The organism is Bradyrhizobium ottawaense (assembly GCF_900099825.1).
GTDB classification, from domain to species: domain Bacteria; phylum Pseudomonadota; class Alphaproteobacteria; order Rhizobiales; family Xanthobacteraceae; genus Bradyrhizobium; species Bradyrhizobium ottawaense_A.
Genome location: NZ_LT629693.1, coordinates 3897114 through 3922932 on the forward strand (window position 1 = coordinate 3897114; position 25819 = coordinate 3922932).

Annotated in this window: 29 protein-coding genes and 2 tRNA genes; 16 read left to right on the forward strand and 15 right to left on the reverse strand. The window is 63.0% G+C overall.

From position 1 onward, the window contains the following. Window positions 1-38 precede the first annotated feature (38 nt). A tRNA-Leu gene (locus BLR13_RS18195) sits at window positions 39-125 on the forward strand. Window positions 126-208: 83 nt separating this feature from the next. Here BLR13_RS18195 and BLR13_RS18200 read toward each other — a convergent pair. Further along, the gene (locus BLR13_RS18200) at window positions 209-466 is read right to left on the reverse strand and encodes a hypothetical protein (RefSeq protein ID WP_074831373.1); all 258 of its coding nucleotides are present in this window, start codon (window positions 464-466) and stop codon (window positions 209-211) included. Between the two features lie 173 nt (window positions 467-639). Between BLR13_RS18200 and BLR13_RS40215 the strand changes: the two genes are divergently transcribed. After that, window positions 640-798, forward strand: a complete 159-nt coding sequence (locus tag BLR13_RS40215) for a hypothetical protein (RefSeq protein WP_154070814.1) — start codon at window positions 640-642, stop codon at window positions 796-798. Window positions 799-841: 43 nt separating this feature from the next. Here BLR13_RS40215 and BLR13_RS18205 read toward each other — a convergent pair whose 3' ends face one another. Both BLR13_RS18205 and BLR13_RS18210 read right to left on the reverse strand, forming a co-directional pair. Then, a complete protein-coding gene (locus BLR13_RS18205; protein ID WP_074831372.1) occupies window positions 842-2098 on the reverse strand; it encodes an MFS transporter in 1257 nt (418 codons plus the stop codon). 141 nt (window positions 2099-2239) lie between these two features. Beyond that, window positions 2240-2995 carry an NYN domain-containing protein gene (locus BLR13_RS18210; protein WP_074820939.1) on the reverse strand — a complete coding sequence of 252 codons (756 nt, stop codon included), beginning with the start codon at window positions 2993-2995 and terminating at the stop codon, window positions 2240-2242. A 160-nt stretch (window positions 2996-3155) separates the two neighbouring features. Between BLR13_RS18210 and BLR13_RS18215 the strand changes: the two genes are divergently transcribed. The 7 genes from BLR13_RS18215 to ptsN all read left to right on the forward strand — a co-directional run bounded on the left by BLR13_RS18215 (window position 3156) and on the right by ptsN (window position 9721). Further along, window positions 3156-3770, forward strand: a complete 615-nt coding sequence (locus BLR13_RS18215; RefSeq protein ID WP_074820937.1) for a ribonuclease D — start codon at window positions 3156-3158, stop codon at window positions 3768-3770. A 134-nt stretch (window positions 3771-3904) separates the two neighbouring features. Then, the gene (gene lptC / locus BLR13_RS18220) at window positions 3905-4633 is read left to right on the forward strand and encodes an LPS export ABC transporter periplasmic protein LptC (protein WP_074831369.1); all 729 of its coding nucleotides are present in this window, start codon (window positions 3905-3907) and stop codon (window positions 4631-4633) included. Window positions 4634-4638: 5 nt separating this feature from the next. Beyond that, entirely contained in the window at window positions 4639-5304 is a 666-nt protein-coding gene (locus BLR13_RS18225) for an LptA/OstA family protein (RefSeq protein WP_074831370.1), read from the forward strand. 176 nt (window positions 5305-5480) lie between these two features. Further along, the gene (gene lptB, locus BLR13_RS18230) at window positions 5481-6545 is read left to right on the forward strand and encodes an LPS export ABC transporter ATP-binding protein (protein ID WP_074820933.1); all 1065 of its coding nucleotides are present in this window, start codon (window positions 5481-5483) and stop codon (window positions 6543-6545) included. A 93-nt stretch (window positions 6546-6638) separates the two neighbouring features. After that, window positions 6639-8297: an RNA polymerase factor sigma-54 gene (gene rpoN, locus BLR13_RS18235; protein ID WP_074820930.1), complete on the forward strand. Its 1659-nt coding sequence runs from the start codon at window positions 6639-6641 to the stop codon at window positions 8295-8297. Window positions 8298-8429: 132 nt separating this feature from the next. Next, window positions 8430-9029 (forward strand): ribosome hibernation-promoting factor, HPF/YfiA family, encoded by a 600-nt coding sequence (gene hpf / locus BLR13_RS18240; RefSeq protein WP_074820926.1) that lies wholly within the window; start codon window positions 8430-8432, stop codon window positions 9027-9029. Between the two features lie 230 nt (window positions 9030-9259). After that, on the forward strand, window positions 9260-9721 hold the full coding sequence (ptsN, locus tag BLR13_RS18245) for a PTS IIA-like nitrogen regulatory protein PtsN (protein ID WP_027540046.1): 462 nt from the start codon (window positions 9260-9262) through the stop codon (window positions 9719-9721). 87 nt (window positions 9722-9808) lie between these two features. Here ptsN and BLR13_RS18250 read toward each other — a convergent pair whose 3' ends face one another. Next, complete coding sequence (locus BLR13_RS18250; protein ID WP_079586174.1) at window positions 9809-10447, reverse strand: TetR/AcrR family transcriptional regulator; 639 nt, start codon at window positions 10445-10447, stop codon at window positions 9809-9811. Window positions 10448-10766: 319 nt separating this feature from the next. On the opposite strand from BLR13_RS18250, the gene BLR13_RS18255 reads away from it, so the two are divergent. From BLR13_RS18255 to BLR13_RS18265, 3 genes are read left to right on the forward strand one after another with little or no spacing between them, the layout of a single operon-like run. After that, window positions 10767-11570: an SDR family NAD(P)-dependent oxidoreductase gene (locus BLR13_RS18255; RefSeq protein ID WP_074820923.1), complete on the forward strand. Its 804-nt coding sequence runs from the start codon at window positions 10767-10769 to the stop codon at window positions 11568-11570. Between the two features lie 36 nt (window positions 11571-11606). Continuing rightward, window positions 11607-12728, forward strand: a complete 1122-nt coding sequence (locus BLR13_RS18260; protein WP_074820921.1) for a DUF5938 domain-containing protein — start codon at window positions 11607-11609, stop codon at window positions 12726-12728. 59 nt (window positions 12729-12787) lie between these two features. Further along, window positions 12788-14338, forward strand: coding sequence for an acyl-CoA synthetase (locus BLR13_RS18265; RefSeq protein ID WP_074820918.1), 1551 nt, complete (start codon window positions 12788-12790; stop codon window positions 14336-14338). Between the two features lie 136 nt (window positions 14339-14474). Here BLR13_RS18265 and BLR13_RS18270 read toward each other — a convergent pair whose 3' ends face one another. The 8 genes from BLR13_RS18270 to BLR13_RS18305 form a co-directional block, all read right to left on the reverse strand. Further along, complete coding sequence (locus BLR13_RS18270; protein ID WP_027538066.1) at window positions 14475-14741, reverse strand: DUF1150 family protein; 267 nt, start codon at window positions 14739-14741, stop codon at window positions 14475-14477. A gap of 50 nt (window positions 14742-14791) precedes the next feature. Next, complete coding sequence (locus BLR13_RS18275; protein ID WP_028347911.1) at window positions 14792-15217, reverse strand: Hsp20 family protein; 426 nt, start codon at window positions 15215-15217, stop codon at window positions 14792-14794. Between the two features lie 220 nt (window positions 15218-15437). Continuing rightward, a complete protein-coding gene (locus BLR13_RS18280) occupies window positions 15438-16529 on the reverse strand; it encodes a sn-glycerol-3-phosphate import ATP-binding protein UgpC (RefSeq protein ID WP_074820914.1) in 1092 nt (363 codons plus the stop codon). A 33-nt stretch (window positions 16530-16562) separates the two neighbouring features. Then, on the reverse strand, window positions 16563-17411 hold the full coding sequence (ugpE, locus tag BLR13_RS18285) for a sn-glycerol-3-phosphate ABC transporter permease UgpE (RefSeq protein ID WP_074820911.1): 849 nt from the start codon (window positions 17409-17411) through the stop codon (window positions 16563-16565). Next, window positions 17411-18292 (reverse strand): sn-glycerol-3-phosphate ABC transporter permease UgpA, encoded by an 882-nt coding sequence (gene ugpA / locus BLR13_RS18290; RefSeq protein ID WP_074820908.1) that lies wholly within the window; start codon window positions 18290-18292, stop codon window positions 17411-17413. The genes ugpE and ugpA overlap by 1 nt, the downstream gene beginning before the upstream one ends. Before the next feature lie 66 nt (window positions 18293-18358). Further along, entirely contained in the window at window positions 18359-19672 is a 1314-nt protein-coding gene (gene ugpB, locus BLR13_RS18295; protein WP_074820901.1) for a sn-glycerol-3-phosphate ABC transporter substrate-binding protein UgpB, read from the reverse strand. 196 nt (window positions 19673-19868) lie between these two features. After that, window positions 19869-21074, reverse strand: a complete 1206-nt coding sequence (locus BLR13_RS18300) for a CaiB/BaiF CoA transferase family protein (protein ID WP_074820898.1) — start codon at window positions 21072-21074, stop codon at window positions 19869-19871. Between the two features lie 156 nt (window positions 21075-21230). Next, window positions 21231-21656 (reverse strand): organic hydroperoxide resistance protein, encoded by a 426-nt coding sequence (locus tag BLR13_RS18305; protein WP_027538073.1) that lies wholly within the window; start codon window positions 21654-21656, stop codon window positions 21231-21233. 164 nt (window positions 21657-21820) lie between these two features. Between BLR13_RS18305 and BLR13_RS18310 the strand changes: the two genes are divergently transcribed. Then, the gene (locus tag BLR13_RS18310; RefSeq protein ID WP_074820895.1) at window positions 21821-22279 is read left to right on the forward strand and encodes a MarR family winged helix-turn-helix transcriptional regulator; all 459 of its coding nucleotides are present in this window, start codon (window positions 21821-21823) and stop codon (window positions 22277-22279) included. A 13-nt stretch (window positions 22280-22292) separates the two neighbouring features. On the opposite strand, the gene BLR13_RS18315 is transcribed toward BLR13_RS18310, so the two are convergent. The 3 genes from BLR13_RS18315 to BLR13_RS18325 all read right to left on the reverse strand — a co-directional run bounded on the left by BLR13_RS18315 (window position 22293) and on the right by BLR13_RS18325 (window position 23334). Continuing rightward, window positions 22293-22529: a GIY-YIG nuclease family protein gene (locus BLR13_RS18315; protein WP_074820892.1), complete on the reverse strand. Its 237-nt coding sequence runs from the start codon at window positions 22527-22529 to the stop codon at window positions 22293-22295. A 241-nt stretch (window positions 22530-22770) separates the two neighbouring features. Next, window positions 22771-22846: transfer RNA gene (locus BLR13_RS18320), tRNA-Ala, on the reverse strand. Window positions 22847-22914: 68 nt separating this feature from the next. Next, window positions 22915-23334 (reverse strand): TIGR02300 family protein, encoded by a 420-nt coding sequence (locus BLR13_RS18325; protein ID WP_074820889.1) that lies wholly within the window; start codon window positions 23332-23334, stop codon window positions 22915-22917. Window positions 23335-23477: 143 nt separating this feature from the next. On the opposite strand from BLR13_RS18325, the gene aroA reads away from it, so the two are divergent. The 3 genes from aroA to BLR13_RS18340 are packed head-to-tail and all read left to right on the forward strand — an operon-like array spanning window position 23478 to window position 25816. Then, a complete protein-coding gene (aroA, locus tag BLR13_RS18330) occupies window positions 23478-24815 on the forward strand; it encodes a 3-phosphoshikimate 1-carboxyvinyltransferase (protein ID WP_074820885.1) in 1338 nt (445 codons plus the stop codon). A 10-nt stretch (window positions 24816-24825) separates the two neighbouring features. Continuing rightward, on the forward strand, window positions 24826-25431 hold the full coding sequence (locus BLR13_RS18335; RefSeq protein ID WP_074820882.1) for a hypothetical protein: 606 nt from the start codon (window positions 24826-24828) through the stop codon (window positions 25429-25431). Further along, on the forward strand, window positions 25409-25816 hold the full coding sequence (locus BLR13_RS18340; RefSeq protein ID WP_074820879.1) for a hypothetical protein: 408 nt from the start codon (window positions 25409-25411) through the stop codon (window positions 25814-25816). The genes BLR13_RS18335 and BLR13_RS18340 overlap by 23 nt, the downstream gene beginning before the upstream one ends. Window positions 25817-25819: the final 3 nt, after the last annotated feature.

The window sequence follows — 25819 nt, forward strand, 5'->3', positions numbered from 1 at the left end:
TTGACAAGCGCGTAACCGGTCCTTACTAACCCGCCCGGGCCCAGGTGGCGGAATTGGTAGACGCGCTGGCTTCAGGTGCCAGTGGCTTAACGGCCGTGAAGGTTCGAGTCCTTTCCTGGGCACCATTTGCCCATGCCCAAAAATCGTTGTGATCCGGCTTGGCGTGATGCGCCGAGCCGCGCTCGCGCGTGCGCCAAGGGCATCGCGGCTAACCCGCGGCCTCCGGATCGGAGCCCGAGCCGCCCTGGGTGTGCCCGTCCGGGCCGCGGCTGAACACGCCGTAATTGCTCGATTTCATCCCGCCGCCGCCATTGCTGGTGCCGTGAACGGTCAGCCCCAGCTTCAACAGTTCGCGAACGGCCGCCGCGCGCGTCGGCATCCGGTGCTTGAAGCGAAAATCGTCGAGCGCCGAGAGTTCTTCCGGAGAGAGCATCACCTGCAGTCGTTCGTCGCGAAGGTCAGCCATCGGAAACACCCAAGTTGAGATCATTGAGTAGTTTACTCAACGTCCGCCCTTGGCGCCGGTTCCGCAAAAGCAGATTCAGCCGCCAAATTAGCTAAATACTATAGTAAAAACAATAACTTAAGTGTTGATTCGGGGTTAACGCGGGCGCATATTTGGAGGCGAGGAGCCAGCCCATGACCATGACAGAGACCGTCAAGTTGCCACGCAAGCTTTCCGAAGAGGCCAATCAGCGACCGCCGCTGCGACCGAGCCACGCGGACGTCATCAAAAATCTCGAACGCTGGGCCAACAGCGCAGGCTTGCAGCCGCCGAAACTGGAAGCGCAAAAATGAATCACGACGGCGGGCGCGTCTCGCCGCCGCAGAACGATTCGCCTCAGACGAATCGCCGGCCGGCCCGTTGGGCCACGGACTTCTGCACGAAGTACATTCCGACCAGCGAAACGGTCGCCGTTGCGACGACGATGTATCCCAGCCAGTCGAAATGCCGGAGCGAACCATCGGCATTTTCCGCGATGATCGCCGCCGCCAGCACGGAGCCGAGTCCGCCCGAGAGTTGTTGCAGCGAAGCGCTGACGGCGCTGAAGGAACCGCGCTGACTGGGGTCGGGGATCGCCGAAATCAGCGCCTGCGACGGGATCATGCGCGAAAAGATGCCGACGAACATCAGCACGTTGACCACAATGGCTGTCGTCAACGAGACCTGACCGAGATGCGTGTAGATCAGCACCATGACAACAGACATCGCGCTGCCGAACACGAAGGTCGGAAACTTTCCGAACGCATCGCTGGCACGCCCCACCAGAGGCCCCGTGACAATGCTGAACAGGCCCGAGACCAGATAGATCGTCGGCAGATGCAGGATGTCGATGCCGAGATTGTGCACGGTGTAGGCACTGCCGAACGGCATCAGCATGTAGCCGCCGGTCGCCAGCAACGTCGTCACCAGGAACGCCATCGTGTAACGGGTTTGCGTGACCGTCGCGATCAGGTGCCGGAACGCGGTGCCTTCCTGCTTGAGCAGCAGATGGGCGTTGACGGGCTTCATCAGCAGCACGACCGCAGCCATCGCGGCGATCGACAACACGATGAGCGCCGCGAAAGAGACGTGCCAGTTCCAGTGGTTGGAAAGAAACAGGCCGGCCGGAATTCCGAGCACCTGACTGGCGGCGAATGCGGTTTGAACAAAGCCCATCACGCGACCGCGCTGCTGCAGCGAAAACAGGTCGGTGGTGATTGCGAGCACGACCGAGCCGATCACGCCGCCGAACAATCCGGTTACGATTCGACCCAGCAACAACACGTGGTAGTTCGGCGCGAGCGCGCACAACGCCGTCCCGAGGGTGAAGCCGACATAGAAAAACAGCAGCAGGCGCTTGCGGTCGAAACGATCGGCAAATCCTGCGCTGAGGATGCCTGAGATTCCGGCGCTGAACGCATAGGCCGAGACTGCCACGCCGAACTGTCCGGCGGTGATATCGAGCGCCGGCATGATGATGGCGCCGAGCGGCGACATGATCGTGAAGTCGAGAATCACGGTGAACTGGACGAACGCCAGCAGCGCGACCAGCAGCGACTGGTAGCGCGTGAACCCGCGATCCAACGGCGGTTGATCGGCAATCTGTTCGTTCATGACGTCCATTCATGCAGGGGAAAGCGGGTTGCGCGTTCAAGCAGCGCGGCGTCGCCGGATCAAGCGATTATCGATGCACCGATACGCCCGGGGATCACATAAAAGTGCTTCCGGACTATGTCGGTGACTCGGTGAGCAATCCTATCGTGCCTTGGCCTTCGGGCCGCCGTCGACCGGCTTGGCCCTGATGCGCATGCGGTCGCCGGAAACCTTCTCGATCTCGAAAGCGTCGGTTTTTCGCACGAGATCGCTGAGCTTGCTCGAGCCGTAGGTCCGCGCGTCAAAGTCCGAGAACAGATTCGAAATCTGCTCGCCCACCGTGCCGAGCAGGACCCAGCCATCTTCGCTCTCGATTTGCGAAATGGCTTTTTGCAGGATCGGGATCGCGGCGCTTGGCGGCTCCAACGAGCTCGGCTTCGCGGTAGCGTTCGCGCCGCTACTCGCGGCCCTCGGCACCAGGTTCTCGGTGTAGATGAACCGGCGGCAGGCCTGCCGGAAACTTTCCGGCGTCTTCTGCGCGCCAAAACCGTAGACGTCGGCGCCCTGCTCGCGGAGGCGCGAAGCAAGGCGGGTAAAATCGCTGTCGGAAGATACCAGGCAGAAGCCGTCGAACCTTCCGCTGTGCAGCAGGTCCATCGCATCGATGACGAGAGCGATATCGGACGCGTTCTTGCCCTTGGTGTAGGCGAACTGCTGGTACGGATCGATCGCGTATTTCTGCAGGATATCGGACCAGGATTTGAGCTGAGGCGTTGAAAAGTCGCCATAGATGCGGCGCACGCTGGCCTCGCCGAACTTCGCCACCTCTTCGAACAGCCCGCCGGCGATCTGCGGCGAGGTGTTGTCGGCGTCGATAAGCACGGCAAAACGGGGCAGTCGTTGCTGTTCGGCTTTCACAGGGCACCCCCGGTTGTGGCGACGGGCGATCGATACTGACGCGATTCCACCTGTTCTGGAAAGGCCCAGAAAATACGCGTTTGGCACGCCGCGCCCCTCGTTTGTTGGCGATTTCGACGTTAGTTTAGGCCCTCATCGATTCGAAGAGGTTCTGAACGTAATGACCATCCGCCTGCATCGCGGCGATCTGCCCGATTTGTCCCGCTACACGGATTCGGTGGCGATCGATACCGAGACCATGGGGCTCAATCCGCATCGCGACCGGCTCTGCGTGGTGCAGATGTCGAACGGCGACGGCAGCGCCGACGTGATCCAAATTCCGAAGGGGCACACCGACGCGCCGAACCTGAAGGCGCTGCTGGCGAATCCGAAGATCACCAAGATCTTCCATTTCGCGCGGTTCGATCTCGCCGCGCTCTACAACGCCTTCGGCGTGATGCCGCAGCCGGCCTACTGCACCAAGATCGCCTCGCGGCTGACCCGCACCTATACCGACCGCCATGGCCTGAAGGATCTGGTGCGCGAGGTGCTCAACATCGATCTGTCGAAGCAGCAGCAATCGAGCGACTGGGGTTCGCCGAACCTGAGCGAGGCGCAGCTCGCTTACGCCGCCTCCGACGTGCTGCATCTGCATGCCTTGCGCGAACGGCTCGACGCCATGCTGGCGCGCGAAGGCCGCACCGAACTGGCCCAGGCCTGCTTCGACTTTCTGCCGTTCCGGGCCAAACTCGATCTCGGCGGCTGGGAGGCCGAGGACATTTTCGCGCATTCCTGAGCCCGGAATTGACCGAATCCTTGCCGGGCGACGTTCCCGCCCCGTTTCGGTCACAGTGGTGGGACCACGTCCGGGCTGCATATTCAGGCAATCCCGGCTACAATCCCGGGTGAATCTCTCGCTCTGGAGCGGTGGTGAACTCGGTACAGAACCCAGCAGCCTTTGGCGCCGGCATGGAGGCGCGCTTCGCCGCAGCCGCCCGCCACAGCCGCATGGTGCGGGTGCTGCGGGTCGCGGTACCCGCCGCCGTGATTGTCGCGATGGCCGCTATCGTCGCCGTGTCGGTCTTCAATCCGTTCCGCATGCTGCTGCCGAAGCTGCCGGTCGACATGGGAAATCTGGTGGTGTCCGGCACCAAGATCACGATGGAATCGCCGCATCTCGCCGGCTTTTCCACCGACCAGCGGCCCTACGAGATGTGGGCCAAGGCCGCCACCCAGGACCTGACCGATCCCGATCATGTCGAGCTCAGTCAGTTGCGCGCCAAGGTGGCGATGGAAGACAAGAGCACCGTGACGCTGGATGCCCGTACCGGCTATTACGACAGCAAGTCGCAGATGCTGGACCTTCGAAAGGATATCTTTCTGCAATCCTCCACCGGGTATGAGGCCAAACTTTCCCAGGCCTATGTCGACATCAACAAGGGCGCGGTGACCTCGGACGAACATGTCGACGTCAAACTGCTGAACGGCACGCTGACCGCCGACAGGCTCAGGATCATCAACAGCGGCGAGGTGGTTCGCTTCGAAGGCAATGTGGTGATGAACCTGGTCATGGAGCAACCGACCGCTCCTGCTCCCGAGCCTGAACCGGCGGCGCCGAAGCAGCGGTCCACATCGGCCAAGTTCGCCAACCCGAAGTGATATTGATGAAGCAATTTTTCCCGCGCAGCCTTGCAATGATGGCGTTCGCGCTCGCGATCGGCGCGTGCAACGGCGCCCACGCCCAAGGCGCCGTGTCCGGCGTGCCGAATGCGATGCAGGGATTTTCGCAGAACCGCGACCAGCCGATCCAGATCGAGGCGGCCTCGCTCGAGATGCGCGACAAGAAAAAGGAAGCGACCTTCTCCGGCAATGTGAAGGTGGTGCAGGGCGACACCACCATGACGGCGAAGTCGCTGGTGGTGTTTTACGATTCCGGTGGTTCGGCCGCGGCGCCTGCTGCGAAGGGCGCAAAGAACGCACCGATGCAGGCCGCGTCACCCGGCCCCGGCGGCAGTTCGTCGATCCGCAAGCTGGAAGCCAAGGGCAATGTCGTGGTGACCCAGAAGGAGCAAGTCGTGACCGGCGACAGCGCGATCTTCGATACCCGCGCCAATCTGATCACCATGGCGGGTGGGGTGGTGCTGACCCAGTGCAAGAACGTGCTGCGGGGCGACCGTCTGCTGGTCGACATGACGACCGGCGTGTCGCGGGTGGAATCCGACAGTGGCAGGGTGCAGGGCCTGTTCGACCAGTCAGCAGGAAAGGACTGCGGATCCGGCGCGGGTGGCGCGAAGCCGGGCATGCCTTCGTTGATTCCTGGAAAAAAATGATATATATCAATGGCTTAAATATTATTTAGGCCGTCTGTGGTTGAAGCTGATGGTGTGAGCCTGTATCTACGGCTGGCACGACGGGGTGTTTGGGGACATCCATTCATGGTTCGCAGGCGATTTGATTCGCCAGCGCACGCATCGCGGATCATCGCGAAGGGCTCAAGCGAAGCGGGATGGTGGATTTACTTGGCATGTTCCGTCGACGCCCCGCGAAACGCGGGCCGGCAGGGTTTGCGCGTTCGCGGGACGACATTACCGCGCTCGGCGATTCCTTCGGCAACATGCTGACGAGCCCGGTGCGCGACGCGCCGCCGATGGCGCGCACGGCGCCGGTGCCGGGGCTGGAACTGCCGCGGCCACAGCCGGCCGCGGAGCCGGCGCTCGACGAACGTCCGCGCGCCCGCGCCCCGGCCCCTGGTAACCCGGCCCCCAATACCCAAGCCCCAAGGGCCCAGGCGCCCAACACCCAGGCCCCCAAGACCAACGGCGCCGCCGCCCCGCGTTTCATCAAGCGGCCGGGCTATCTGGCTGTGCATAGCGTGGAAAAGAGTTTCGGCACCCGCAAGGTCGTGCGGGGCGTCAGCATCTATGTCCGGCGCGGCGAGGCGGTCGGTTTGCTGGGTCCGAACGGCGCCGGCAAGACCACGGTGTTCTACATGATCACCGGGCTGATCAAGGCGGATCGCGGCGCGATCGAACTCGACGGTCACGACGTCACCAAGTTGCCGATGTACCAGCGCGCGCGGCTCGGCATCGGCTATCTGCCGCAGGAAGCCTCGATCTTTCGCGGCCTCACCGTCGAGCAGAATATTCGCGCGGTGCTCGAAGTGGTCGAGCCGAACAAGAAGAAGCGCGAAGCCGAACTCAATTCGCTGCTCGAGGAATTCAACATCACGCGCTTGCGTAAATCGCCGTCGATTGCGCTGTCCGGCGGCGAACGCCGCCGCGTCGAAATCGCGCGCGCGCTGGCGACGCGCCCGAACTACATGCTGCTCGACGAACCCTTTGCCGGCATCGATCCGATTGCGGTCGGCGACATTCAGGATCTGGTCCGCCACCTCACCAATCGCGGCATCGGCGTGCTGATCACCGACCATAATGTGCGCGAAACGCTCGGCCTGACCGATCGCGCCTATATCGTCTATGCGGGAGAGATCTTGACCGAAGGCAGCCCGGAGGAGATCGTCAACGATCCGGATGTACGGCGCCTTTACCTTGGTGAGGAATTCCGCCTCTAGTCGTTTTTTAGTGGGCGTCAAGCCGTGTACAAGGGCTTTGGACTAAGATAAGCAAGAATCGGACCAAGTTTCACTGGATCGGTTCTCGCCTCCATGGCTCTGACGCAGAGACTAGAATTCCGCCAGTCGCAGTCGCTGGTTATGACGCCGCAGCTGATGCAGGCGATCAAGCTGCTGCAGCTGTCGAATCTCGACCTTTCGGCCTTCGTCGAGGAGGAGCTGGAGCGCAATCCGCTGCTGGAGCGCGCCAGCGACGGCCCGGAAGCCCCGGTTGCGGGCGAGCCGGTTGCCGAGCGCGCCGAATTCTCCGATTCCGGCGATTCCCAGGGCTATGGCGATGATTCCGGCGGCGACGCTTCCGAGATGTCCGGCGGCTCCGCCGGCGATTCCTTCGAACCCGGCCAGGAAGAGTGGCTGAACCGCGATCTCGGCACCCGCACCGAAATCGAGCAGACGCTCGACACTCCGCTCGACAACGTCTTCACCGAAGAGCCCGCCGAAGCGGCCGCGCGCGTGGCGCAGGACGCCGCGCCCACCGCCTATACCGAATGGGGCGGCGGCGCCTCCAACGACGAAGACTACAATCTGGAAGCCTTTGTAGCCGCCGAAGTAACGCTCGGCAGCCATCTCGCCGAGCAGCTCGCGGTCGCGTTCGCGTTCCCCGCCGAGCGGATGATCGGGCAGTATCTGATCGATCTGGTCGACGACGCCGGCTACGTGCCGGCCGATCTCGGGCAGGCCGCCGAACGGCTCGGCGCCTCGCAAGGGGATGTCGAGGCGGTGCTCGCCGTGCTGCAGAAATTCGATCCGCCCGGCGTGTGCGCGCGAAATCTCAGCGAATGCCTCGCAATCCAGCTCCGCGAACTCAATCGCTACGACCCCGCGATGCAGGCGCTGGTCGAGCATCTCGATCTCCTCGCCAAGCGCGATATCGCCTCGCTGCGCAAGCTGTGCGGCGTCGACGACGATGACATCACCGACATGATCGGCGAGATCCGCCGGCTCGATCCCAAGCCCGGCCTGAAGTTCGGCTCGGCGCGGACGCAGACCATGGTGCCGGATGTCTATGTGCGGCCCGGTCCGGACGGCGGCTGGCATGTCGAGCTCAACAGCGACACGTTGCCGCGCGTGCTGGTCAATCAGGTCTATTACACCGAGCTGTCGAAGACGATCCGCAAGGACGGCGACAAATCCTATTTCACCGATTGCCTGCAGAATGCGACCTGGCTGGTCCGCGCGCTCGATCAGCGCGCCCGCACCATCCTCAAGGTCGCCACCGAAATCGTGCGCCAGCAGGACGGCTTCTTCACCCATGGCGTCGCGCATCTGCGCCCCCTGAACCTCAAGGCGGTGGCGGACGCGATCCAGATGCACGAATCGACGGTGTCGCGGGTGACGGCCAACAAATACATGGCGACCAACCGCGGCAGCTTCGAACTGAAGTATTTCTTCACCGCCTCGATCGCATCGGCCGACGGCGGCGAAGCCCATTCGGCGGAGGCCGTTCGTCATCACATCAAGCGGCTGATTGACGCGGAGGCCCCGGCCGCGATCCTTTCCGACGATACCATTGTGGAACGATTGCGCGAGACCGGCATTGATATTGCCCGCCGCACCGTCGCGAAATACCGCGAAGCGATGCGTATTCCATCCTCGGTGCAGCGTCGCCGTGATAAACAGAGCATGCTCGGTAATGCCCTTTCCGCCCCCGCCACCTCCTCCGACCGGTCCCGCGATACGGCTCCTGCCTGATTGCGTTCGCGTCAAATCGCGATAGTCTCGATCCCCCTTAGAGTGCGATCCGGAAAACTACCTACTGGTTTTCCGAACAGATCATGCTCCACTAACAAACGTCAGAGTGGTGGGCATCCAGCGAGGCATCCAATGACCCTTCGAATCTCCGGGAAAAGCATCAGCGTCGGCGAAGCGCTTCGTTCGCGCGTCAGCGAGCGCACCGATGAAGTCCTGCGAAAATATTTCGACGGCAACTATTCCGGCCACATCACGCTGAGCAAGGACGGCTTCGGCTTCCGCACCGACTGCTCGCTGCACCTCGATTCCGGGATTACGCTGGAAGCCGATTCGAACGCCACCGACGCCTATGCCAGCGCCGACCAGGCGCTTCTGATGATCGAGAAGCGGCTGCGCCGCTACAAGAGCCGGCTGAAGGACCGCTCCGCCCGCAAGACCTACGCAGCCTCCGCAGCGCTCGCCGAGATGGATGCGCCGACGCTGGACGCGCCGAGCTATGTGATCGAGGCGCCCGCCGAGGACGACGAGGTCACTGCCTACAGCCCCGTCATCATCGCCGAGGCCACCACGTCGCTGAAGCGGTTTTCGGTCAGTGAGGCGGTCATGGAGCTCGATCTGACGGGGGCGGCCTGCATCGTGTTCCAGCACGGTTCCAGCGGCCGGGTGAACATCATTTACCGGCGTACCGACGGCAATGTGGGCTGGGTCGACCCCCCGGCGGTTACCCCCTGACATATATGCCGGAGAGCATTGACGCCCCCAGCCGCCCTACCTATGGTCCGCCGCCTTTAAGCATAGGGTGCAAGAACGGGCCGTTCGGGAGTTGGCACCGGTCATGTGTTGGAGTAGAAGCCCCCAACTCGGGACCCGGTCCTAAGCCCGCCTCCCGTCTCACCTTCTTGACGCCACGGTTCTAAAACCTATCTCGCAACCTGTCGGTTCAATTCACCTCGGAACGCCCCATGACGATTACCGATCTGGTCGCACCCGAGGCGATTCTCCCTGCATTGAAGGTCATCAGCAAGAAGCAGGCGCTGCAGGAACTGGCGGCGCGGGCGGCCTCGCTGACCGGCCAGAACGAGCGCTCGGTGTTCGAGGTGCTGTTGCAGCGCGAGAAGCTCGGCACCACCGCCGTCGGCTACGGCGTCGCCATCCCGCACGGCAAGCTGCCCAAGCTCGAAAAGCTGTTCGGACTGTTCGCCCGGCTTGAGCGCCCGATCGACTTCGAGGCCATGGACGGCCAGCCGGTCGACCTGATCTTCCTGCTGCTGGCGCCGGAAGGCGCGGGCGCCGATCACCTGAAGGCGCTGGCGCGGATCGCGCGGCTGCTGCGCGACCAGGACGTCGCCAAGAAACTGCGCGCCTCGCGCGACGCCCAGGCGATCTATTCGGTCCTGGCGCTGCCGCCGGCGAGCGCGGCGTAAGGTTTCGCGTTCGGCGCGATCACCATCAAAGAGAAGCCCGCCGCCGACGCTGCCGCGAATTTCCTCGCAGCCGGCTGGTCGCGGTCATCAGCAGATCGTCGGTAGCAAGCGCCTGACTTCGTCGAGCAGGTCGGGGACCGCTGTCTCGTCGCCTGCGAGGTGCCTGAGCAACGCGCTCTGAAACAGGCCGTCGAGCAGCGCATAGAGCGCGGCCGGGGACGCCGCCGGCCGTTTGCCGCCGAGCTCGGCATAGCGCGAGGCGATGCGCCAGATCATCGCTTCCAGGCTCTTGTCGATCTCGAGCACGTCCTTGCGAAATGCGGCCTCGAACATCGCCTGAGAGCGCAGATCGTACCAAAGCCGATGCATGCGGGCTTCGTTCTGTAGCGTCGCCGCAAGCTTGGCGAGGAAGCCCTCGGTCAATTCGTCGCGGCTCTTTGCCGTCGTGACCACTTCGTCATATCGCGTCACGCATTTGGCCTTGTAGTGGCGGACGCAGCAGCAGATCAGGTCGAGCTTGTCGCTGAAATAGTAGTGAAAGACGCCGTGCGTAAACGCGGAATTCTGCGCGATCTCGCGCAGGCTGGTGCGTGCGAAGCCAAGCTCTCCGAGCGTTTCCAGCGCGGCCTCGGCAAGCTCGATCCGCCGCGCGTTGAACTTCTCGTCGCGCAGTGCCTCGGTCGCCACCGCGACCCGCTGGGCCGCCCCCGTCGCCTGCCGCGCCATCGCATCCCTTTCCTCAGCCCCGATCTTTCAACGGCTTATACCGCGCCGACGGCTGATAGCTGCATCCCCTCACAACCACTTCCTTGGACAACTGTCAAATTCGTTCTTGACAAGTGTCAAGATTCTGGCGGAGGTTCGGGAAAATAATTTGGACAGTCGTCAAGATGTCCGATCAGGGAGGAACGTTTCGCTGGGTGCGGCCCAAGGTCCGCACTCATGGCCATGGCCATGGCCGCGACCGCGCAAAGCCGTGCAGTGCCGGCATGCGCCGCCGATCGGCCGCAGCACCAATCAATCACCAGCAACGGAGGAGTACGTCATGAGTGGGAAGAGCCTTGCAGGCAAGAAAGCCCTGGTCACCGGTGGCGCCCGAGGGATTGGCGCTGCAATTGCGCAGTCGCTGGCACGGGCCGGCGCCTCGATCATGATCGCCGACATCCTGGACGACGCCGGCAAGGCCAGCGCTGCGGCCATCGCCAAGGAAGGCGTCGCGACAGGATTCGTCCAGCTCGACGTCAGCGATGACGCGCAATGGGAGAGGGCGGTGGCCGCGACGGTCTCCACGCTCGGCGGCTACGACATCCTCATCAACAACGCCGGTATCGAGATCACCTCTCTGGTCAGCGAAGTCAGGGCCGAGGACGCGCGGCGAATGTGCGACGTCAACATCGTCGGCACTGTGCTCGGCATGAAGCACGCATTCCGCGTGATGCGGCCCGGCGGCGCTGCGGGCAAGGGCGGCGCGGTCGTCAACATCGCATCCGTCGCGGCAACGATCGCCTTCCCGAGCATCGCGGTCTATTCGGGCACCAAATCCGCGGTCGACCGCATGACGCGGGTCGGGGCGATGGAAGCCGGCAAGCTCGGCTACGGCGTGCGCGTCAACTGCATCTATCCGGGCCTGATACCGACCGACATGGGCCTGCAGCTCGCCAATGACATCGTCAAGGTCGGGCTCGCGCCTGACGTCAACGCAGCGGTGGGTTCGGTGGTGGAGCAAACCCCGCTCGGTCGCCTCGCTGAGGTCAGCGACATCGGCGATGCCGCGGTGTTCCTGTGCTCGAACGAGGCACGCTTCATCACCGGCATTGGACTGCCGGTCGACGGCGGCATGGGCATGTAACAACGAACCAACAGAAATCATTTCGGAGGATACGACATGAGTGAGAAGAAGCCCGTCGTCGTCTACGGCGTGTCCGGCTATACCGGCCGCCTGGTCTGCGAGTACCTGCGCGAGTACAACATCCCCTTCATCGCGGCGGGCCGCGATGCCGCCAAGGTGAAGGCGGTGGTCGAGAAGATCCCCGGCATCGAGACCGCCGACTACGAAATCGCAGGCGTGGAGCATACGGTCGAGGCGCTGACGAAATTGTTCAAGGGCGCCAGGGTCGTCAGCAACATGGTCGGCCCGTTCATCAAGCATGGCTCGGAGGTCGTGGAGGCCGCGCTGCAGGCTGGTTGCCACTACACCGACACCACGGGCGAACAGGACTGGGTCCTGCACGCGCAGGAGCGCTGGGGCGCCAAGTTCGCCGAGAAAGGCCTGCTGCTGTCGCCGAACCTCGCGCAGATGTACACTACCGGCGAAATCGCCGCCAACATTTGCCTGGAAACGCCGGGCCTCGACACCCTCGACATCCTGGTGTTCTGGAAGGGCTTTCCGACCTACGCCTCGACGCAGACGATTTTCACCATCCTCAAGGCGAACTGGTACTACCTCGAGCAGAACAAGTTCGTCGAATGGGACGTCACCGCGCGCGCCGACGTCGTGGTGCCCGGCCAGCACGAGACCGCGATCGCGGTGCCATGGGGCGGCACCGCGCATCCAGTCTGGTTCAAGAACGATCCGCGCGTGAGCAACTGCCGGGTGCTCGGCGGCGTTCTCGCCCGTCCGGTGATGGAAGGCGTGGTGCAGACCACGCAGATGGTGAAGGAGAAGATCAAGCCGTTGCCGCCGGCGGAGCAGGAAAAGGCGCTCGCCGACATCGCCGCCACCTTGCAGGCCTCGATGCCGCCGCGCGAGAATCCGCGCATCAACACCTCGATCGATTCGGTCTACGCGTCCGGGCCGCTCGGTCGGGCGCACTGCGTGATCCACGGCAACTGCAACTACAAGCAGACCGGCATGCTGCAGGCCTACGCGGCGTTCGCGCTGCTGCAACAGCCGCCGAAGCGGACCGGCTTTGCATCAGGATGCCAGGCATTCGGGTATCGCGAACTGCTCGGCCAGTTGCGCAGCTTCGGGCTGGTCAGCAAGCCGATCGTGACCGTGCACGACTGAGTTGATCGCGGGTGGCGCGGTCACGCGCGCCACCCGCCTTTTGCCCAACGGGGTCGCCCATGCGCTTCATCGATTACCTCGACAAAGGCGCCTCGCTCGGCGCCGATGCGCCGTGCCTGACCATGGACGGACGCGACCTCAGCTACCGCGAGGTGCAGCGGCTGAGCTACCGGATCGCGCGCGGGCTTGCTGGATCTGATATCGCGGCCGGGGAGAAGGTTGCGATCCTCTCCGGCAACGATCCGCTCGCCTTCGCCTGCGTGTTCGGCATTTCGCGCGCGGGTGCGGTCTGGTGTCCGATCAATCCGCGCAACGAGGCAACCGAGAACAGGTTCATCCTCGACCAGTTCGACTGCAGCCTGCTGCTGTTTCATTCGAGCTTCGCCGCGATGGTCGAGGCGGTGCGCGCCGAACTGCCGAAGCTGCGCGCGCTCGTCTGCCTCGATGCCGAGCTGCCGTTCGCGCCATCATTCGAAAGCTGGCTGTCCGGCGTCGCCGACGACCATTATCAGCGCGAGACGGTCGACGACCTCGCGATGATCCCGGGCACCGGCGGGACCACCGGCAAGCCCAAGGGCGTCATGCTGTCGGGGCGCAACATCGAGGCCATGACCGCGCTGACGCTGATGGGCTACCCGTTCAAGGGGCGCCCGGTCTATCTCGCGCTGGCGCCGCTGACCCATGCGGCCGGCGTGCTCTGTTTCCCGATCATGGCGCTCGGCGGCCGCATCGTGATCATGCACCGCCCGGATATTGGCGAATTCCTCGATCTGATCGAGCGCTATCGCGTCACGCACACGTTCCTGCCGCCGACCGTGATCTACATGCTGCTCGATCATCCGAAGCTCGATGATGCGAATCTCTCCTCGCTGCAATGCTTCTGGTACGGCGCGGCGCCGATATCGGCCGCGCGGCTGGCGGAGGCGTTGCAGCGGATCGGGCCGATGGCGCAATTGTTCGGCCAGACCGAAGCGCCGATGATGATCTCGATGATGGCGCCGGATGAGCACTACAATGCCGACGGCACGATCGCGATGCAGCGGCTGTCCTCGGCCGGGCGGATCAGCCCGCTGGTCCAGGCCGGCATCATGGATGCCGACGGCAATCTGTTGCCTGAGGGAGGGCGCGGCGAGATCGTGGTGCGCGGCTCGCTGGTGATGGAGGGCTACTACAAGAATCCCGAGGCCACGGCCGAAGCCTCGGCGCATGGCTGGCACCACACCGGCGACATCGGCTACATCGATGGCGACGGCTACCTGTATATCGTCGACCGCGCCAAGGACATGATCATTACCGGCGGCTTCAACGTCTACTCGATCGAAGTCGAGAACGCGCTGCGGGCCCATGAGGCGGTACAGGATTGCGCCGTGATCGGCCTGCCCGATGACAAATGGGGCGAGCGGATCGTCGCGGTGGTGCAGCCTCGCGCGGGCCACAGCGTCGATGCGACAGCGCTGGCCGCCTTCGTCAAGCAGCGGATAGGCAGCATCAAGACGCCGAAACAGATCGAAATCTGGGACGACCTTCCGCGATCCAGGGTCGGGAAAATCCTGAAGCCGGATATTCGCGCGCGACTGGCCGATCGATCAGGTAGCCCGGGCGTGTCTTGATAAATGGCTTGCAAAAAAATGCGCGGGCCGCCTCGGTTGACGTCGAGGCATGCCCGCGCATTTGAACTCTGATGTCGCGCTCAGTCCCGCATCATTGACAGCGGCAAGCCGCCTCAGTGACAGCAGAAGATCCGCGTCAGTGCACGCTGACGGCCTGAAGCTCGTTGCTCCACGCGTTGGCAATCGCCGCCTCGCGGCTGTCGGTCAGCATGATCGGCGTGCCGTCCGCGGCATGCAGCGCGAACAGCTTCAGTCCCGGCGCGATCTTCGGCGCCTGGGGAAACAGCCCCGGCACGTCCTCGGAACGGACCTGCTTCACGTAGGCGATATGGCCTTCGCCAAGATGGGCCAACGCCTCGGTGGAAACCTTTTCGGGTTCGAACGTCACACTCACTTCACTCATGGTCTCGACTCCTTTGTCAGATTAAGCGGTCGAGTCCGCTACTCGTTCCATTATTCGTGCTCATTGATAGCGATTGTCTTAACGACCCTTTCAGGCTCCGGCCTGGCAAGGTCGATCGACAACAGCCCGTTTTTCAGATCCGCGCCCAGCACCTGCATCCCCTCCGCGAGCACGAACGTGCGCTGGAAGTGGCGCGCGGCGATGCCGCGATGGATGTATTGCCGGGCCTTGTCGTCCTGCTGGCGGCCCCGGATCACGAGCTGGTTTTCCTCAATGGTTACATCGAGTTGGTCACGGGTAAATCCCGCCACTGCCAGCGTGATGCGCAAGCGTTCGGGTTGACCGTTGGCGCGATCACAGCGCTCGATGTTGTAGGGAGGATAACCGTCGGCGCCTTTGACGACGCGATCGAGCGCACGCTCGATTTCGTCGAACCCAAGCAGGAACGGACTGGATAACGAAGGAACACGAGACATTACAAAGTCCTCTCGAAGCGACTTTGAGGGGCCCTTGCGGCACCCCATGCGACCGGCCGGCGGATCTGCTACCCGGTCAATGAACAATATGGGGGTGATTTGAGGAGGCTTCAAGTCCCTCAGGAAGCTGCGTAAATCAGCCGCGGACGGCTGCATGGCTGTTATTCCCCGGTGCGCAATTGCGCACCTGAGGGCGTGGGGCCAACCCGGAATAAGCGGATCAGTCACCCACCCGTTTGCGGCCATCGGCGGTAAACAGATGCAACTTGTCGGGGGTGGCCACCGCCCTGATTCGCTCGCCGATGGCAGGGCCGATCGCGCCGGGAATTCGCACGATCACCTCGCCGGGCGGCAATTCACCGGGGTTGGCCGCGATGCCCTGCACGTCCTTCTGCCGTGTGCCGTAGATGAAGGTTTCGGCGCCGACGCGCTCGATCGCTTCCACGGTGAGGCCAAGGGCCACGCCGCCGGTGGCATTCTCGCTTGAAATGACAAAATCCTCGGGCCGGATTCCAAGGATGCCGGCCTCGCCGAGCCGGCTGTCGCCGTTAAGTTGCGAGGTGAGTTCATCCGATCGCAGTGGCATCAGGTTCATCGGCGGGGCGCCGATGAAGGAAGCGACGAAGGTGGTCGCGGGCTTCTGGTAGATGTCGAGCGGATTGCCGATCTGTTCGACCTGGCCGCCGTTCATGACGACGAGAATGTCGGCCAGCGTCATCGCCTCGAGCTGGTCGTGGGTGACATAGATCGAGGTCGTGCTCAGGCGGCGCTGCAGTTTGCGGATCTCGACCCGCATCGCGATGCGCAGCTTGGCGTCGAGGTTCGACAGCGGCTCGTCGAACAGAAACACCTTTGGTTGGCGCACGATGGCGCGGCCCATCGCCACGCGCTGGCGCTGGCCGCCGGACAATTGCCGCGGCTTGCGCTCGAGCATGGCGGCGAGTTCGAGAATGCGCGCGGCTTCCTGCACGCGGGTGTCGATCTCCGGTTCCTTCATGCCGCGGTTGCGCAGGCCGTAGGCCATGTTGTTGTAGACCGTCATGTGCGGATAGAGCGCATAGTTCTGGAACACCATCGCGATGTCGCGATCGGCCGGCTCGATCTGGTTGACGATGCGCCCGCCAATATCGATCTCGCCGCTGGAGATGGTTTCGAGTCCCGCGACCATGCGCAGCAACGTCGACTTGCCGCAGCCGGACGGGCCGACCAGCACGCAGAACTGGCCGTCGCCGACATCGAAATTGATGCCCTTGATGGCCTCGAAGCCCCCGGCATAGGTCTTGCGGACATTGCGCAGCGTTACGTTAGCCATGGACGTTTACCTGGATCACCGCGACTCGCTTCCTCATTTTTCCGTCTCGACCAGACCGCGCACGAACAGCCGCTGCATGAACACGACCACGGCGACCGGCGGCAGCATCGCCAGAATGGCGGTTGCCATCGCGAGCTGCCATTCGGCGAGTTCGTCGGTGGTGTACAGCATCTTCTTGATGCCGGTGACGATGGTCTGCATCGAATCCTGCGTGGTGATCAAAAGCGGCCACAGATATTGATTCCAGCCGTAGATGAACTGGATCACGAACAAGGCCGCGATCGTGGTGACCGACAGCGGCAGCAGCGTATCCCAGAAGAAACGGAACGGACCCGCGCCGTCGATGCGCGACGCTTCCAGCAGCTCCTCCGGGATCGTCATGAAGAACTGCCGGAACAGCAGCGTGCCGGTGGCCGAGGCGATCAGTGGCAGGATCAGCCCGGCATAGGTGTCGAGCATGTGCAGGTCGGCGACCACCTTGTAAGTCGGGTAGATGCGCACTTCGACCGGCAGCATCAGGGTGACGAAGATGATCCAAAACGCGGCCTTGCGGAACGGAAAGCGGAAATACACCACCGCATAGGCCGAGAGTATCGAAATGAAGATCTTGCCGAGCGCAATCCCGGTTGCCGAGATGAACGAATTCAGCAGCATGCGCCCGACCGGCTCCTGGCTGGCGCGCGATCCGCCGACGAAAACCGCGCGGTAGTAGTTTTCCAGCATATGGCCGCCCGGCGTCAGCGGCATGTTGCCGCCGACCACGGTGGCGGCGTCATGGGTCGAGGCAATCAGCGCGACGTAGACCGGAAAGGCGACGATGAAGACGCCCAGCGTCAGGATCGCGTAGGCGATGATGTCGGTGAGCGGGCGGTGCTCGACCATCAGTACTGCACCTTGCGTTCGACGTACTTGAACTGGACCGCGGTCAGCGCGATCACGATCACCATCAGCACCACCGATTGCGCGGCCGAGCCGCCGAGATCGCCGCCGAGCCGTCCGTCGGCAAACACCTTGTAGACCATGGTGGTGGTGGCGCCGGCCGGGCCGCCGCCGGTGACGGCGTCGATGATGCCGAACGTATCGAAGAAGACGTAGACGACGTTGACGACCAGCAGGAAGAACGTGGTTGGCGACAGCAGCGGGAAGACGATGGTCCAGAACCGCCGCATCGGACCGGCGCCGTCGATCGCGCCGGCCTCCAGCACGCTCTTCGGGATCGATTGCAGCCCCGCGAGGAAGAACAGGAAGTTGTAGGAAATCTGCTTCCACACCGCGGCCATCACCACCAGGACCATGGCATGGTTGCCGTTCAGCAGTGGATTCCAGTCGAAATTCATCCAGCGCAGCGGCCGCGCCAGCGTGCCGAGCGAGGGGTGGAACATGAAGATCCACAGCACGCCGGCGACCGCGGGCGCCACCGCATAGGGCCAGATCATCAGCGTCTTGTAGGCGCCGGCGGCCTTCAGGTTCTTGTCAGCCTGCGTTGCGAACAGCAGTGCGATCGAAAGTGAAAGCGCTGCGACCAGCGAGGAAAACACCAGCGTCGTCAGCATCGCCTTGTAGTATTCGGGCTGGGCAAACAGCGACTGATAATTCTCCAGGCCGACGAATTCGGTATTGAGGCCGAACGCGTCCTCACGCTGGAACGACTGCCAGACCGCCTGGCTCGCGGGCCAGTAGAAGAATACGAATGTGATGATGAGCTGCGGCACCAGCAGCAGGTATGGAAGCAGCTTGTTGTTGAAGACGACAGACTTTTCCATTCCGGACGCTGTGTGATGCAAAAGAGGCGCTCCCTCTCCGGACGGAGAGGGAGCTTTGGTCGACTGTTACTTTGCCGTCTTTTCGAACGTGCGCAACATGGCATTGCCACGTGCGACCGCCGCGTCCAGTGCTTCCTGGGCGGTTTTCTTGCCGGCCAGGGCCGCCTCGATTTCCTCGGCCCAGAGGTCGCGCATCTGCACCATGTTGCCGAAGCGCAGGCCACGCGAATTCGTAGTCGGCTCCTTGTTGGTGAGCTCCTTCAACGGTGTCTGCAGCGTCGGGTTCTTGTCGTAGAAGCCGTCCTTGACGGTCTTTTCATAGGCCGCCTTGGTGATCGGCAGATAGCCGGACTCCTGGTGCAGCTTGGCCTGGCGGTCGGTGTCGGACAGGAACGTGAAGAATTTTGCGATACCCTTGTATTCCTCGGGCTTCTTGCCGCCCATCACCCACAGCGAAGCACCGCCGATGATCGAGTTCTGCGGCGCTCCCTTGGCGTCGGGGTAATACGGCATGGGCGCTGAGGTGAAGTCGAACTTGGCGGTGCTCTTGGCGGTGGCGTAATAGCCCGACGAAGTCAGGAAGATCGCGCATTCGCCGGACGCGAAGCGGTTTTCGCTTTTGTTTTCGCGGCCGGAATAGTCGTAGGTCTTGTCCTTCTGCAGATCGATCAGGTTCTGCAGGTGCTTCACATGCAGCGGCGAGTTGAATTCCAGCACGGTGTCGAAGCCGTCGAGGCCGTTGGCCTTGGTGCCGATCGGCACGTTGTGCCAGGCGGAGAACTGCTCGATATGCGCCCAGGTCGCCCAGGCGTTGGAGAAGCCGCAGGTGGCGTGACCGGCTGCCTTCAATTTCTTGGCGGCGTCGAACACCTCGGGCCAGGTCTTCGGAATCTCGGCGACACCGGCCTTCTTCAATTCGTCCTTGTTGATCCACATCACCATCGACGAGGAATTGAAGGGGAATGACAGCATGTCGCCCTTCGACGTCGAATAGTAGCCGGTGATCGCCGGCAGATAGTTCTTGGGATCGAACGGCTCGCCGGCGTCCTTCATCAACTGGTAGACCGGCTTGATGGCGCCGGTGGCGCTCATCATCGTCGCGGTGCCGACTTCGAACACCTGAATGATGTGCGGCGCAGTGCCGGCGCGGAACGCGGCGATGCCGGCGTTCATGGTGTCGGGATAGCTGCCCTTGAAGGTCGGGACGACCTTGTAGTCGGACTGGCTGGCGTTGAAATCCGAGGCGAGCTTGTTGACGATGTCGTTGTTGCCGCCGGTCATGGCGTGCCACCACTGGATCTCGGTCACAGCGTAGGCCGGCGTTGCGAGCGCCAGCGCGACAGTGATTGCAGCGGCTGCGCCGAATTGTCGAAATGCCATCAAATTCCTCCGGGTTGGGGTCGTCACCTTCGTTTCGCGCGATAACAGCGCCGGATGACGTATAAATGACCGTATAAGCGAAAGGATGATATTGGGGAAGCGTGTGGCGAGGGAAGCCGTCCAATAGGCGAAGGGCAAGGGGGTGGACTTTCGATCGTCCCGGCTTTCGCCTGGCTTTCGCCGGGACGATGAACCGTCAGCGCTTGCGCTCGGATCCGCAGACCGCGCCCTTGGCGATCAGGGCCTCGATCTCGGTCTTGGAATAGCCGAATTCGCCCAGCACCTCTGATGTGTGCTGGCTGAATTTCGGCGGCGTGCGGCGCAGGCTCGGCTTGGTCCGGTCGAGCCGGATCGGGGAGGCGACGCCCTTGTACCAATCCTTGGCGATGACATCGCCGCGATGGAGGGTGTGCGGATTGGTCAGCGCCTGATCGATCTTCTGCACCGGACCCGCCGGCAGGCCCGCCGCCAGCAGGCGGTTGCAGAGCGGTTCGGCCTCGTGCTGGCTGAACACCGCCGCGAGTTCGGCGCGCAGCGCGTCGCGGTTGGCGATGCGGTCCTTGTTGCGGGCAAAGCGCGGATCGGTGCCGAGTTCGGGCTTGCCGACCTCCCTGGCCAGCTTGCGGAAGGTGCCGTCATTGCCGACGCCGATGAAGATGTTGTCGGTCTTGGTCGGAAAGATCGCGTAGGGCACCAGATTGGGGTGTTCGTTGCCGGTCAGGCCCGGCGGCTTGCCGTGCATGAAATAATTCGCGGCATGCGGGTGCATGATCGCAAGCCCGGTTTCATACAGCGTGGTTTCGAGAAACTGCCCCTGACCGGATCGCTGCCGCTCCGACAGCGCCATCAGGATGCCGATTGCCGCGTAGAGCCCGGTGGTGATGTCGACGAGGGGAACGCCGATGCGCATCGGGCCGCTTTCCGGCGAGCCGGTGGCGGCGATCATGCCGGTCATGGCCTGGATGATCGCGTCATAGCCGGGATTGCCGCCGCGCGGGCCGTCGGCGCCGAAGCCGGAAATCCGGCAATGCACCAGTTTTGGAAATTTCGCGCGCAGCACGTCGTTGCCGATGCCCCATTTGTCGAGCGTGCCCGGCTTGAAATTCTCGATCAGGACGTCGGCGGTCTCCAGCATCTTCATCAGCACCGCGCGGCCGCCCTCGGAGGCGAGGTCGAGCCCGATCGAACGCTTGTTGCGGTTGATACCGACGAAATAGGCCGCGTCTTCGTCGTGGAACGGAGGGCCCCAGTCGCGCACTTCATCGCCGGCGGGCGGTTCGACCTTGATCACGTCGGCGCCGTGGTCGGCAAGGATTTGCGTGCAATAGGGGCCGCCGAGCACGCGCGTGAGATCGACCACGCGCAGTCCGGCCATCGCACCGGGAGCCGCTTCAGAACTCATGGAAAGAACCTTCGCTCAGGACAGGAATGGAATTCCTGAGCTAGCGGTCTTCGCGCGTGGCGGCAATGGCTTCGGGCGCACGGGCGTATGTTCGGGGCGAACCCGTAGCGCGGAAAATGGCCCGCCGCCAACAGCGGCGGGCCATCCGGAATGTCGTTACACAACCGTCAGGCGCACATCCACATTGCCGCGCGTGGCGTTGGAATAGGGGCACACCTGGTGGGCCTTCTCGACCAGGGCTTCCGCATCGGCGCGGGCAAGGCCGGGCAGCGAGACGGCGAGGTCGATATCGAGGCCAAAGCCGCCGGCCGAACGCGGTCCGATGCCGACCGTAGAGGTCACCGAGGCGTCCGCAGGTACCTTGGGGCCGCCCTGGGAGGCGACGAACTTCATGGCGCCGATGAAGCAGGCGGCATAGCCGGCCGCGAACAACTGCTCGGGATTGTTGCCGGCGCCGCCGCCGCCGCCGAGTTCCTTCGGGGTGGTCAGCTTGACGTTGAGCGATCCGTCGAGGGTGGCGGCGCTGCCATCGCGGCCGCCGGTTGCCTTGGCGCTGGTCTTGTAGAGCACGTTCACGGACATGGTGGTCTCCCTTTGGGTTGGCCGTTTCGACGGGGTTTATATTGCAGACAATTAGATTGTGTACAATATAAAATTCATTGGCTCACATTTAATTGTTCGCAATTGAATGCCGGGACGCCGTGCCCCACAATGGGGGGAAGCCGATCGGCTGCTTGAGGATACATATGGCACGGAAACCGGCGGCGGACTGGCCGCTGCAACTGGATAATCAAATCTGCTTTGCGGTCTATTCGACCGCGCATGCATTCAACCGCGTCTACAAGCCGCTGCTTGATCGCCTTGGGCTGACCTATCCGCAATATCTCGTCATGCTGGTACTGTGGGAGCGCGACGACGTGCCGCTCAAGGACATCGGCGAGCGGCTGTTCCTGGATTCCGGGACGCTAACGCCGCTGCTGAAGCGACTGGAGGCGGCCGAACTCATCAAGCGCACCCGCAGCACCGAGGACGAACGCCAGGTGCTGATCGCGCTGACGCCGAAGGGTCAGGCGCTCAAGGAAAAAGCCAGGGCGGTGCCCGAAGGCATTCTCGCGAGCTCAGCCTGCTCGCTCGGGGAATTGTCGAGAATAAAGAACGATATCGTGGCGCTGCGCGACCGGTTGAATGCGGCGCTGGGGGAATAGGGGCGGGGAAGCGTCAAAAATGCTTCTTCGCGAAAGCTCTACCCGATCCCGACTTCAAGTATTTTTCGAAGGCGACAGCCAGCGACGCGTCGGCGAATGCAACATAGGTTCTCATCCGCCACGGTCCGTACTTCGAGGTATGTGGCACCTCGCCGGCGTTGTACTTAGCCAGCCGAGCACGCAAATCGTCGGTGATCCCGACGTAGAAATGTTCGCCATTCAGACTTTCCAAAACGTAGACGTATTTCATGTGCCCACCTTGGCGCGCCAGGAAGGTCGAGAAAGTAACCGTTTACGGGAAAAAGTAACCGTTTACGGGAAGGGGAGTCACTCGCCTGCGGCCCAACGATAGACTGCAGCTGGCGAATTTGGCGCTAACCGATGGAGCCCGCCGTCGCCCTTCGGGCTATGGCGGGGCAGCCTTCGCTGGCTTCGCTACGATAGAGCCGGGCGTGGCTTGCCCAGCCGTAGCTGGCGAAGCCAGCGAAGGCTGGTGGAGCCAGGCGGGATCGAACCGCCGACCTCTTGCATGCCATGCAAGCGCTCTCCCAGCTGAGCTATGGCCCCGTAACCGTCGCGCGCCTCAAATCAGTTGGCGTGCGGGCATGACCCTGAACCACAGTTCAGGGCCGATCTCAAGTCTCTTCGTCGCCGCCGACGTCACCAATGATGTCGGTGACGTCCTCGTCACCCTCTTCCTCGTCGGCAATGAAGGTCGAATCGTCGTCGTCATCGTCTGCGATGGTCTCGTCGATCTCGATATCGTCTTCCGATTCGGGAACCACGGCCTTGACCTTGCCGCTGTTCTCTTCGGCGTCGGCCTCCTCCAGCGACACCAATTCCTCGGCCTCTGCGGGCTCCGGCGTATCGGCGGCGGCATTGGCGGCAGCAGCGGCGCGCGCGGCATCGCCACGGGCTGCCCGTGGCGGCACAATCGGCGCAATCGGCACAACCTCGCCGGTATAGGGCGAAATCACCGGACTCTTGTTCAAGTCATAGAACTTCTTACCCGTCGTCGGGCAAATACGTTTGGTTCCGAGATCGGATTTGGCCACGTGTGGAATCCTGGGAATTTCTGAAAAACGGTGCTTCACTTGGCTAGTTGAGGGGCCGGTGTCAATAGCGGTTTGACGCATTTGACGGCCGCGTGACGCCGTGTGGCCCATGTGATACTGCCCCCGGCGTAGAGGACACAATCTTGACCCATTCAACCGTCTCCACCCCGCTGGAATCCCGCTCCAGTGGCCCCCTGACCGGTAAAGTCCGCGTTCCCGGCGACAAGTCGATTTCGCACCGGGCCCTCATCCTGGGGGCGCTTTCGGTCGGGGAAACCAGGATTTCGGGCCTGCTGGAGGGCGAAGACGTCCTCAATACCGCCAAATCGATGCAGGCGCTCGGCGCCAAGGTCGAACGTACCGGCCCGTTTGCCTGGTCGGTGCGGGGCGTCGGCGTCGCGGGCTTCGCCCAGCCGGCCTCCCCGCTCGATTTCGGCAATTCCGGCACCGGATGCCGGCTGGTGATGGGGGCGGTGGCCGGTTGCCCGATTACGGCGGTGTTCGATGGCGATGCCTCGCTCCGCACCCGTCCGATGCGGCGAATCCTGGATCCCCTCGAATTGATGGGCGCAAAAACCGGCGAAGCCAAAGAGGGTGGCCGCCTGCCGCTGACGCTGCATGGCGCCCGTGATCCCCTGCCGATCCTGTACCGGACGCCGGTGGCCTCGGCCCAGATCAAGTCGGCGGTGCTGCTGGCGGGGCTTGCGGCACCGGGTGTCACCACCGTGATCGAGCAGGAAGCCAGCCGCGACCACACCGAACTGATGCTGAAACATTTCGGCTCGCAGATCGTCTCGACCCAGGAAGGCAGCCACGGCCGCCGGATCGCGCTCACCGGCCAGCCCGAACTGCACGGTGCCGATGTCGTGGTGCCTGCGGACCCGTCGTCGGCTTCGTTCCCGATCGTGGCGGCGCTGATCGTCGAAGGCTCCGACGTCGTATTCACAGACGTCATGACCAATCCGCTGCGCACCGGCCTGTTCACGACGCTGCGCGAGATGGGCGCGTCGATCGAGGAAAGCGAAGTCCGCGGCGACGCCGGCGAGCCGATGGCGCAGTTGCGCGTGCGCGCTTCCAAACTGCGAGGCGTCGAGGTGCCGCCGGAGCGTGCACCCTCGATGATCGACGAATATCTGGTGCTGGCGGTCGCGGCTGCGTTCGCCGAAGGCACCACCATCATGCGCGGCCTGCAGGAATTGCGGGTCAAGGAATCCGACCGTCTGGAGGCGACCGCCGACATGCTGCGCGTCAACGGCGTCAGGGTCGAGGTGTCAGGTGACGATCTGATCGTCGAGGGCCGCGGACATGTGCCGGGCGGCGGCATCGTCGCCACCCACATGGATCACCGCATCGCGATGTCGGCGCTGGTAATGGGGCTCGCCTCCGACAAGCCGGTCAAGGTCGACGACACCGCCTTCATCGCCACCAGCTTTCCCGATTTCATCCCGATGATGCGATCGCTGGGGGCCGAGTTTTCATGAGGTTCGCGCGATGAGTGCAGCCTTTGGCCGCGACGCGCTTCTCGACGCCTTCGACAGGATTGGGCGCGCGGCGGTAGAGGCTGGAACCAAGTTGCAGATCGCGGTTTACGGCGGCTCGGCGCTCATGCTGGCGAGCAATTTCCGATCCGCGACCGAAGACGTCGACGTCTCCAGACTGGACCATCCGATGCCTGACTGGTTGGGGACCGTCGTGCGCGAAATCGCGAGCCAAAATCGCTGGCACGAGGACTGGTTCAATGATGGCGTCGCGTTTCACCTCAGTTCGCTCGCCGATAGTGCGGGCGATCATTTGGAGTTTGGGACCTTTCCGCGCGACGGCACATCGGTAGGGCTTGTGGTTTCGGTCCCTTCGGCCGAATATTTATTGGCGCTCAAACTGAAGGCGTTCCGGATTATGGACCCGCTTCGCGGCGAAACCGAGCGATTGGACATCCTCAATTTGATGCAGGTTGTCGGCATCTCAACGGCAGACGATGCCATCGCTGTGCTCGGTCGATACTTCCCACTGAGCGCGGCTTCTGCCGAGAAACAGCGATTCTTGTTGAAGAACATGAATAGCGAGGGAGCGGTCGATGCGCCCAAATACCCTCGCTGATGCAGTGGAAAGTATTCAGGCCGGCTCGGCACGGGACGTCGTCCTTGCAGAGTTTGTGGATATGTTTGATTTGGCAAAAACCGATCAGGACCGCTATGCATCGATCGAGCAGGAGCCGAAATTGACTGGCGATGTCAGGCTTGATGCGCTGGTCGGTGCGATGGCTGAATACCTGGCGAAGCAGCGCCGGCTGGGGCGCGTCCCGCACTGGGTTTGCGATCCCGCGCGCCGCCTGGATCGGCCGTGGTTTACGGTGGCCAATCCGTCAGACGCCATGCGGGAGTTCCTGACCTTCAGCAGCCCGGCCGAGTTTGCTTCGCGCAACATTTTTACCGAAGAACGGCCGCTGCGCCGGGCGCGCGGCCTTCGTCCTTCCAAGTCATAGGTC

Excerpts from the sequence above, each read along its gene's own strand:
- BLR13_RS18200 (WP_074831373.1), bottom strand. The coding sequence starts at position 466 with ATGGCTGACCTTCGCGACGAACGACTGCAGGTGATGCTCTCTCCGGAA.
- BLR13_RS40215 (WP_154070814.1), top strand. The coding sequence starts at position 640 with ATGACCATGACAGAGACCGTCAAGTTGCCACGCAAGCTTTCCGAAGAG.
- BLR13_RS18205 (WP_074831372.1), bottom strand. The coding sequence starts at position 2,098 with ATGAACGAACAGATTGCCGATCAACCGCCGTTGGATCGCGGGTTCACG.
- BLR13_RS18215 (WP_074820937.1), top strand. The coding sequence starts at position 3,156 with ATGACCATCCGCCTGCATCGCGGCGATCTGCCCGATTTGTCCCGCTAC.
- BLR13_RS18225 (WP_074831370.1), top strand. The coding sequence starts at position 4,639 with ATGAAGCAATTTTTCCCGCGCAGCCTTGCAATGATGGCGTTCGCGCTC.
- lptB (WP_074820933.1), top strand. The coding sequence starts at position 5,481 with ATGGTGGATTTACTTGGCATGTTCCGTCGACGCCCCGCGAAACGCGGG.
- rpoN (WP_074820930.1), top strand. The coding sequence starts at position 6,639 with ATGGCTCTGACGCAGAGACTAGAATTCCGCCAGTCGCAGTCGCTGGTT.
- hpf (WP_074820926.1), top strand. The coding sequence starts at position 8,430 with ATGACCCTTCGAATCTCCGGGAAAAGCATCAGCGTCGGCGAAGCGCTT.
- ptsN (WP_027540046.1), top strand. The coding sequence starts at position 9,260 with ATGACGATTACCGATCTGGTCGCACCCGAGGCGATTCTCCCTGCATTG.
- BLR13_RS18250 (WP_079586174.1), bottom strand. The coding sequence starts at position 10,447 with ATGGCGCGGCAGGCGACGGGGGCGGCCCAGCGGGTCGCGGTGGCGACC.
- BLR13_RS18255 (WP_074820923.1), top strand. The coding sequence starts at position 10,767 with ATGAGTGGGAAGAGCCTTGCAGGCAAGAAAGCCCTGGTCACCGGTGGC.
- BLR13_RS18260 (WP_074820921.1), top strand. The coding sequence starts at position 11,607 with ATGAGTGAGAAGAAGCCCGTCGTCGTCTACGGCGTGTCCGGCTATACC.
- BLR13_RS18265 (WP_074820918.1), top strand. The coding sequence starts at position 12,788 with ATGCGCTTCATCGATTACCTCGACAAAGGCGCCTCGCTCGGCGCCGAT.
- BLR13_RS18270 (WP_027538066.1), bottom strand. The coding sequence starts at position 14,741 with ATGAGTGAAGTGAGTGTGACGTTCGAACCCGAAAAGGTTTCCACCGAG.
- BLR13_RS18275 (WP_028347911.1), bottom strand. The coding sequence starts at position 15,217 with ATGTCTCGTGTTCCTTCGTTATCCAGTCCGTTCCTGCTTGGGTTCGAC.
- BLR13_RS18280 (WP_074820914.1), bottom strand. The coding sequence starts at position 16,529 with ATGGCTAACGTAACGCTGCGCAATGTCCGCAAGACCTATGCCGGGGGC.
- ugpE (WP_074820911.1), bottom strand. The coding sequence starts at position 17,411 with ATGGTCGAGCACCGCCCGCTCACCGACATCATCGCCTACGCGATCCTG.
- ugpA (WP_074820908.1), bottom strand. The coding sequence starts at position 18,292 with ATGGAAAAGTCTGTCGTCTTCAACAACAAGCTGCTTCCATACCTGCTG.
- ugpB (WP_074820901.1), bottom strand. The coding sequence starts at position 19,672 with ATGGCATTTCGACAATTCGGCGCAGCCGCTGCAATCACTGTCGCGCTG.
- BLR13_RS18300 (WP_074820898.1), bottom strand. The coding sequence starts at position 21,074 with ATGAGTTCTGAAGCGGCTCCCGGTGCGATGGCCGGACTGCGCGTGGTC.
- BLR13_RS18305 (WP_027538073.1), bottom strand. The coding sequence starts at position 21,656 with ATGTCCGTGAACGTGCTCTACAAGACCAGCGCCAAGGCAACCGGCGGC.
- BLR13_RS18310 (WP_074820895.1), top strand. The coding sequence starts at position 21,821 with ATGGCACGGAAACCGGCGGCGGACTGGCCGCTGCAACTGGATAATCAA.
- BLR13_RS18315 (WP_074820892.1), bottom strand. The coding sequence starts at position 22,529 with ATGAAATACGTCTACGTTTTGGAAAGTCTGAATGGCGAACATTTCTAC.
- BLR13_RS18335 (WP_074820882.1), top strand. The coding sequence starts at position 24,826 with ATGAGTGCAGCCTTTGGCCGCGACGCGCTTCTCGACGCCTTCGACAGG.
- BLR13_RS18340 (WP_074820879.1), top strand. The coding sequence starts at position 25,409 with ATGCGCCCAAATACCCTCGCTGATGCAGTGGAAAGTATTCAGGCCGGC.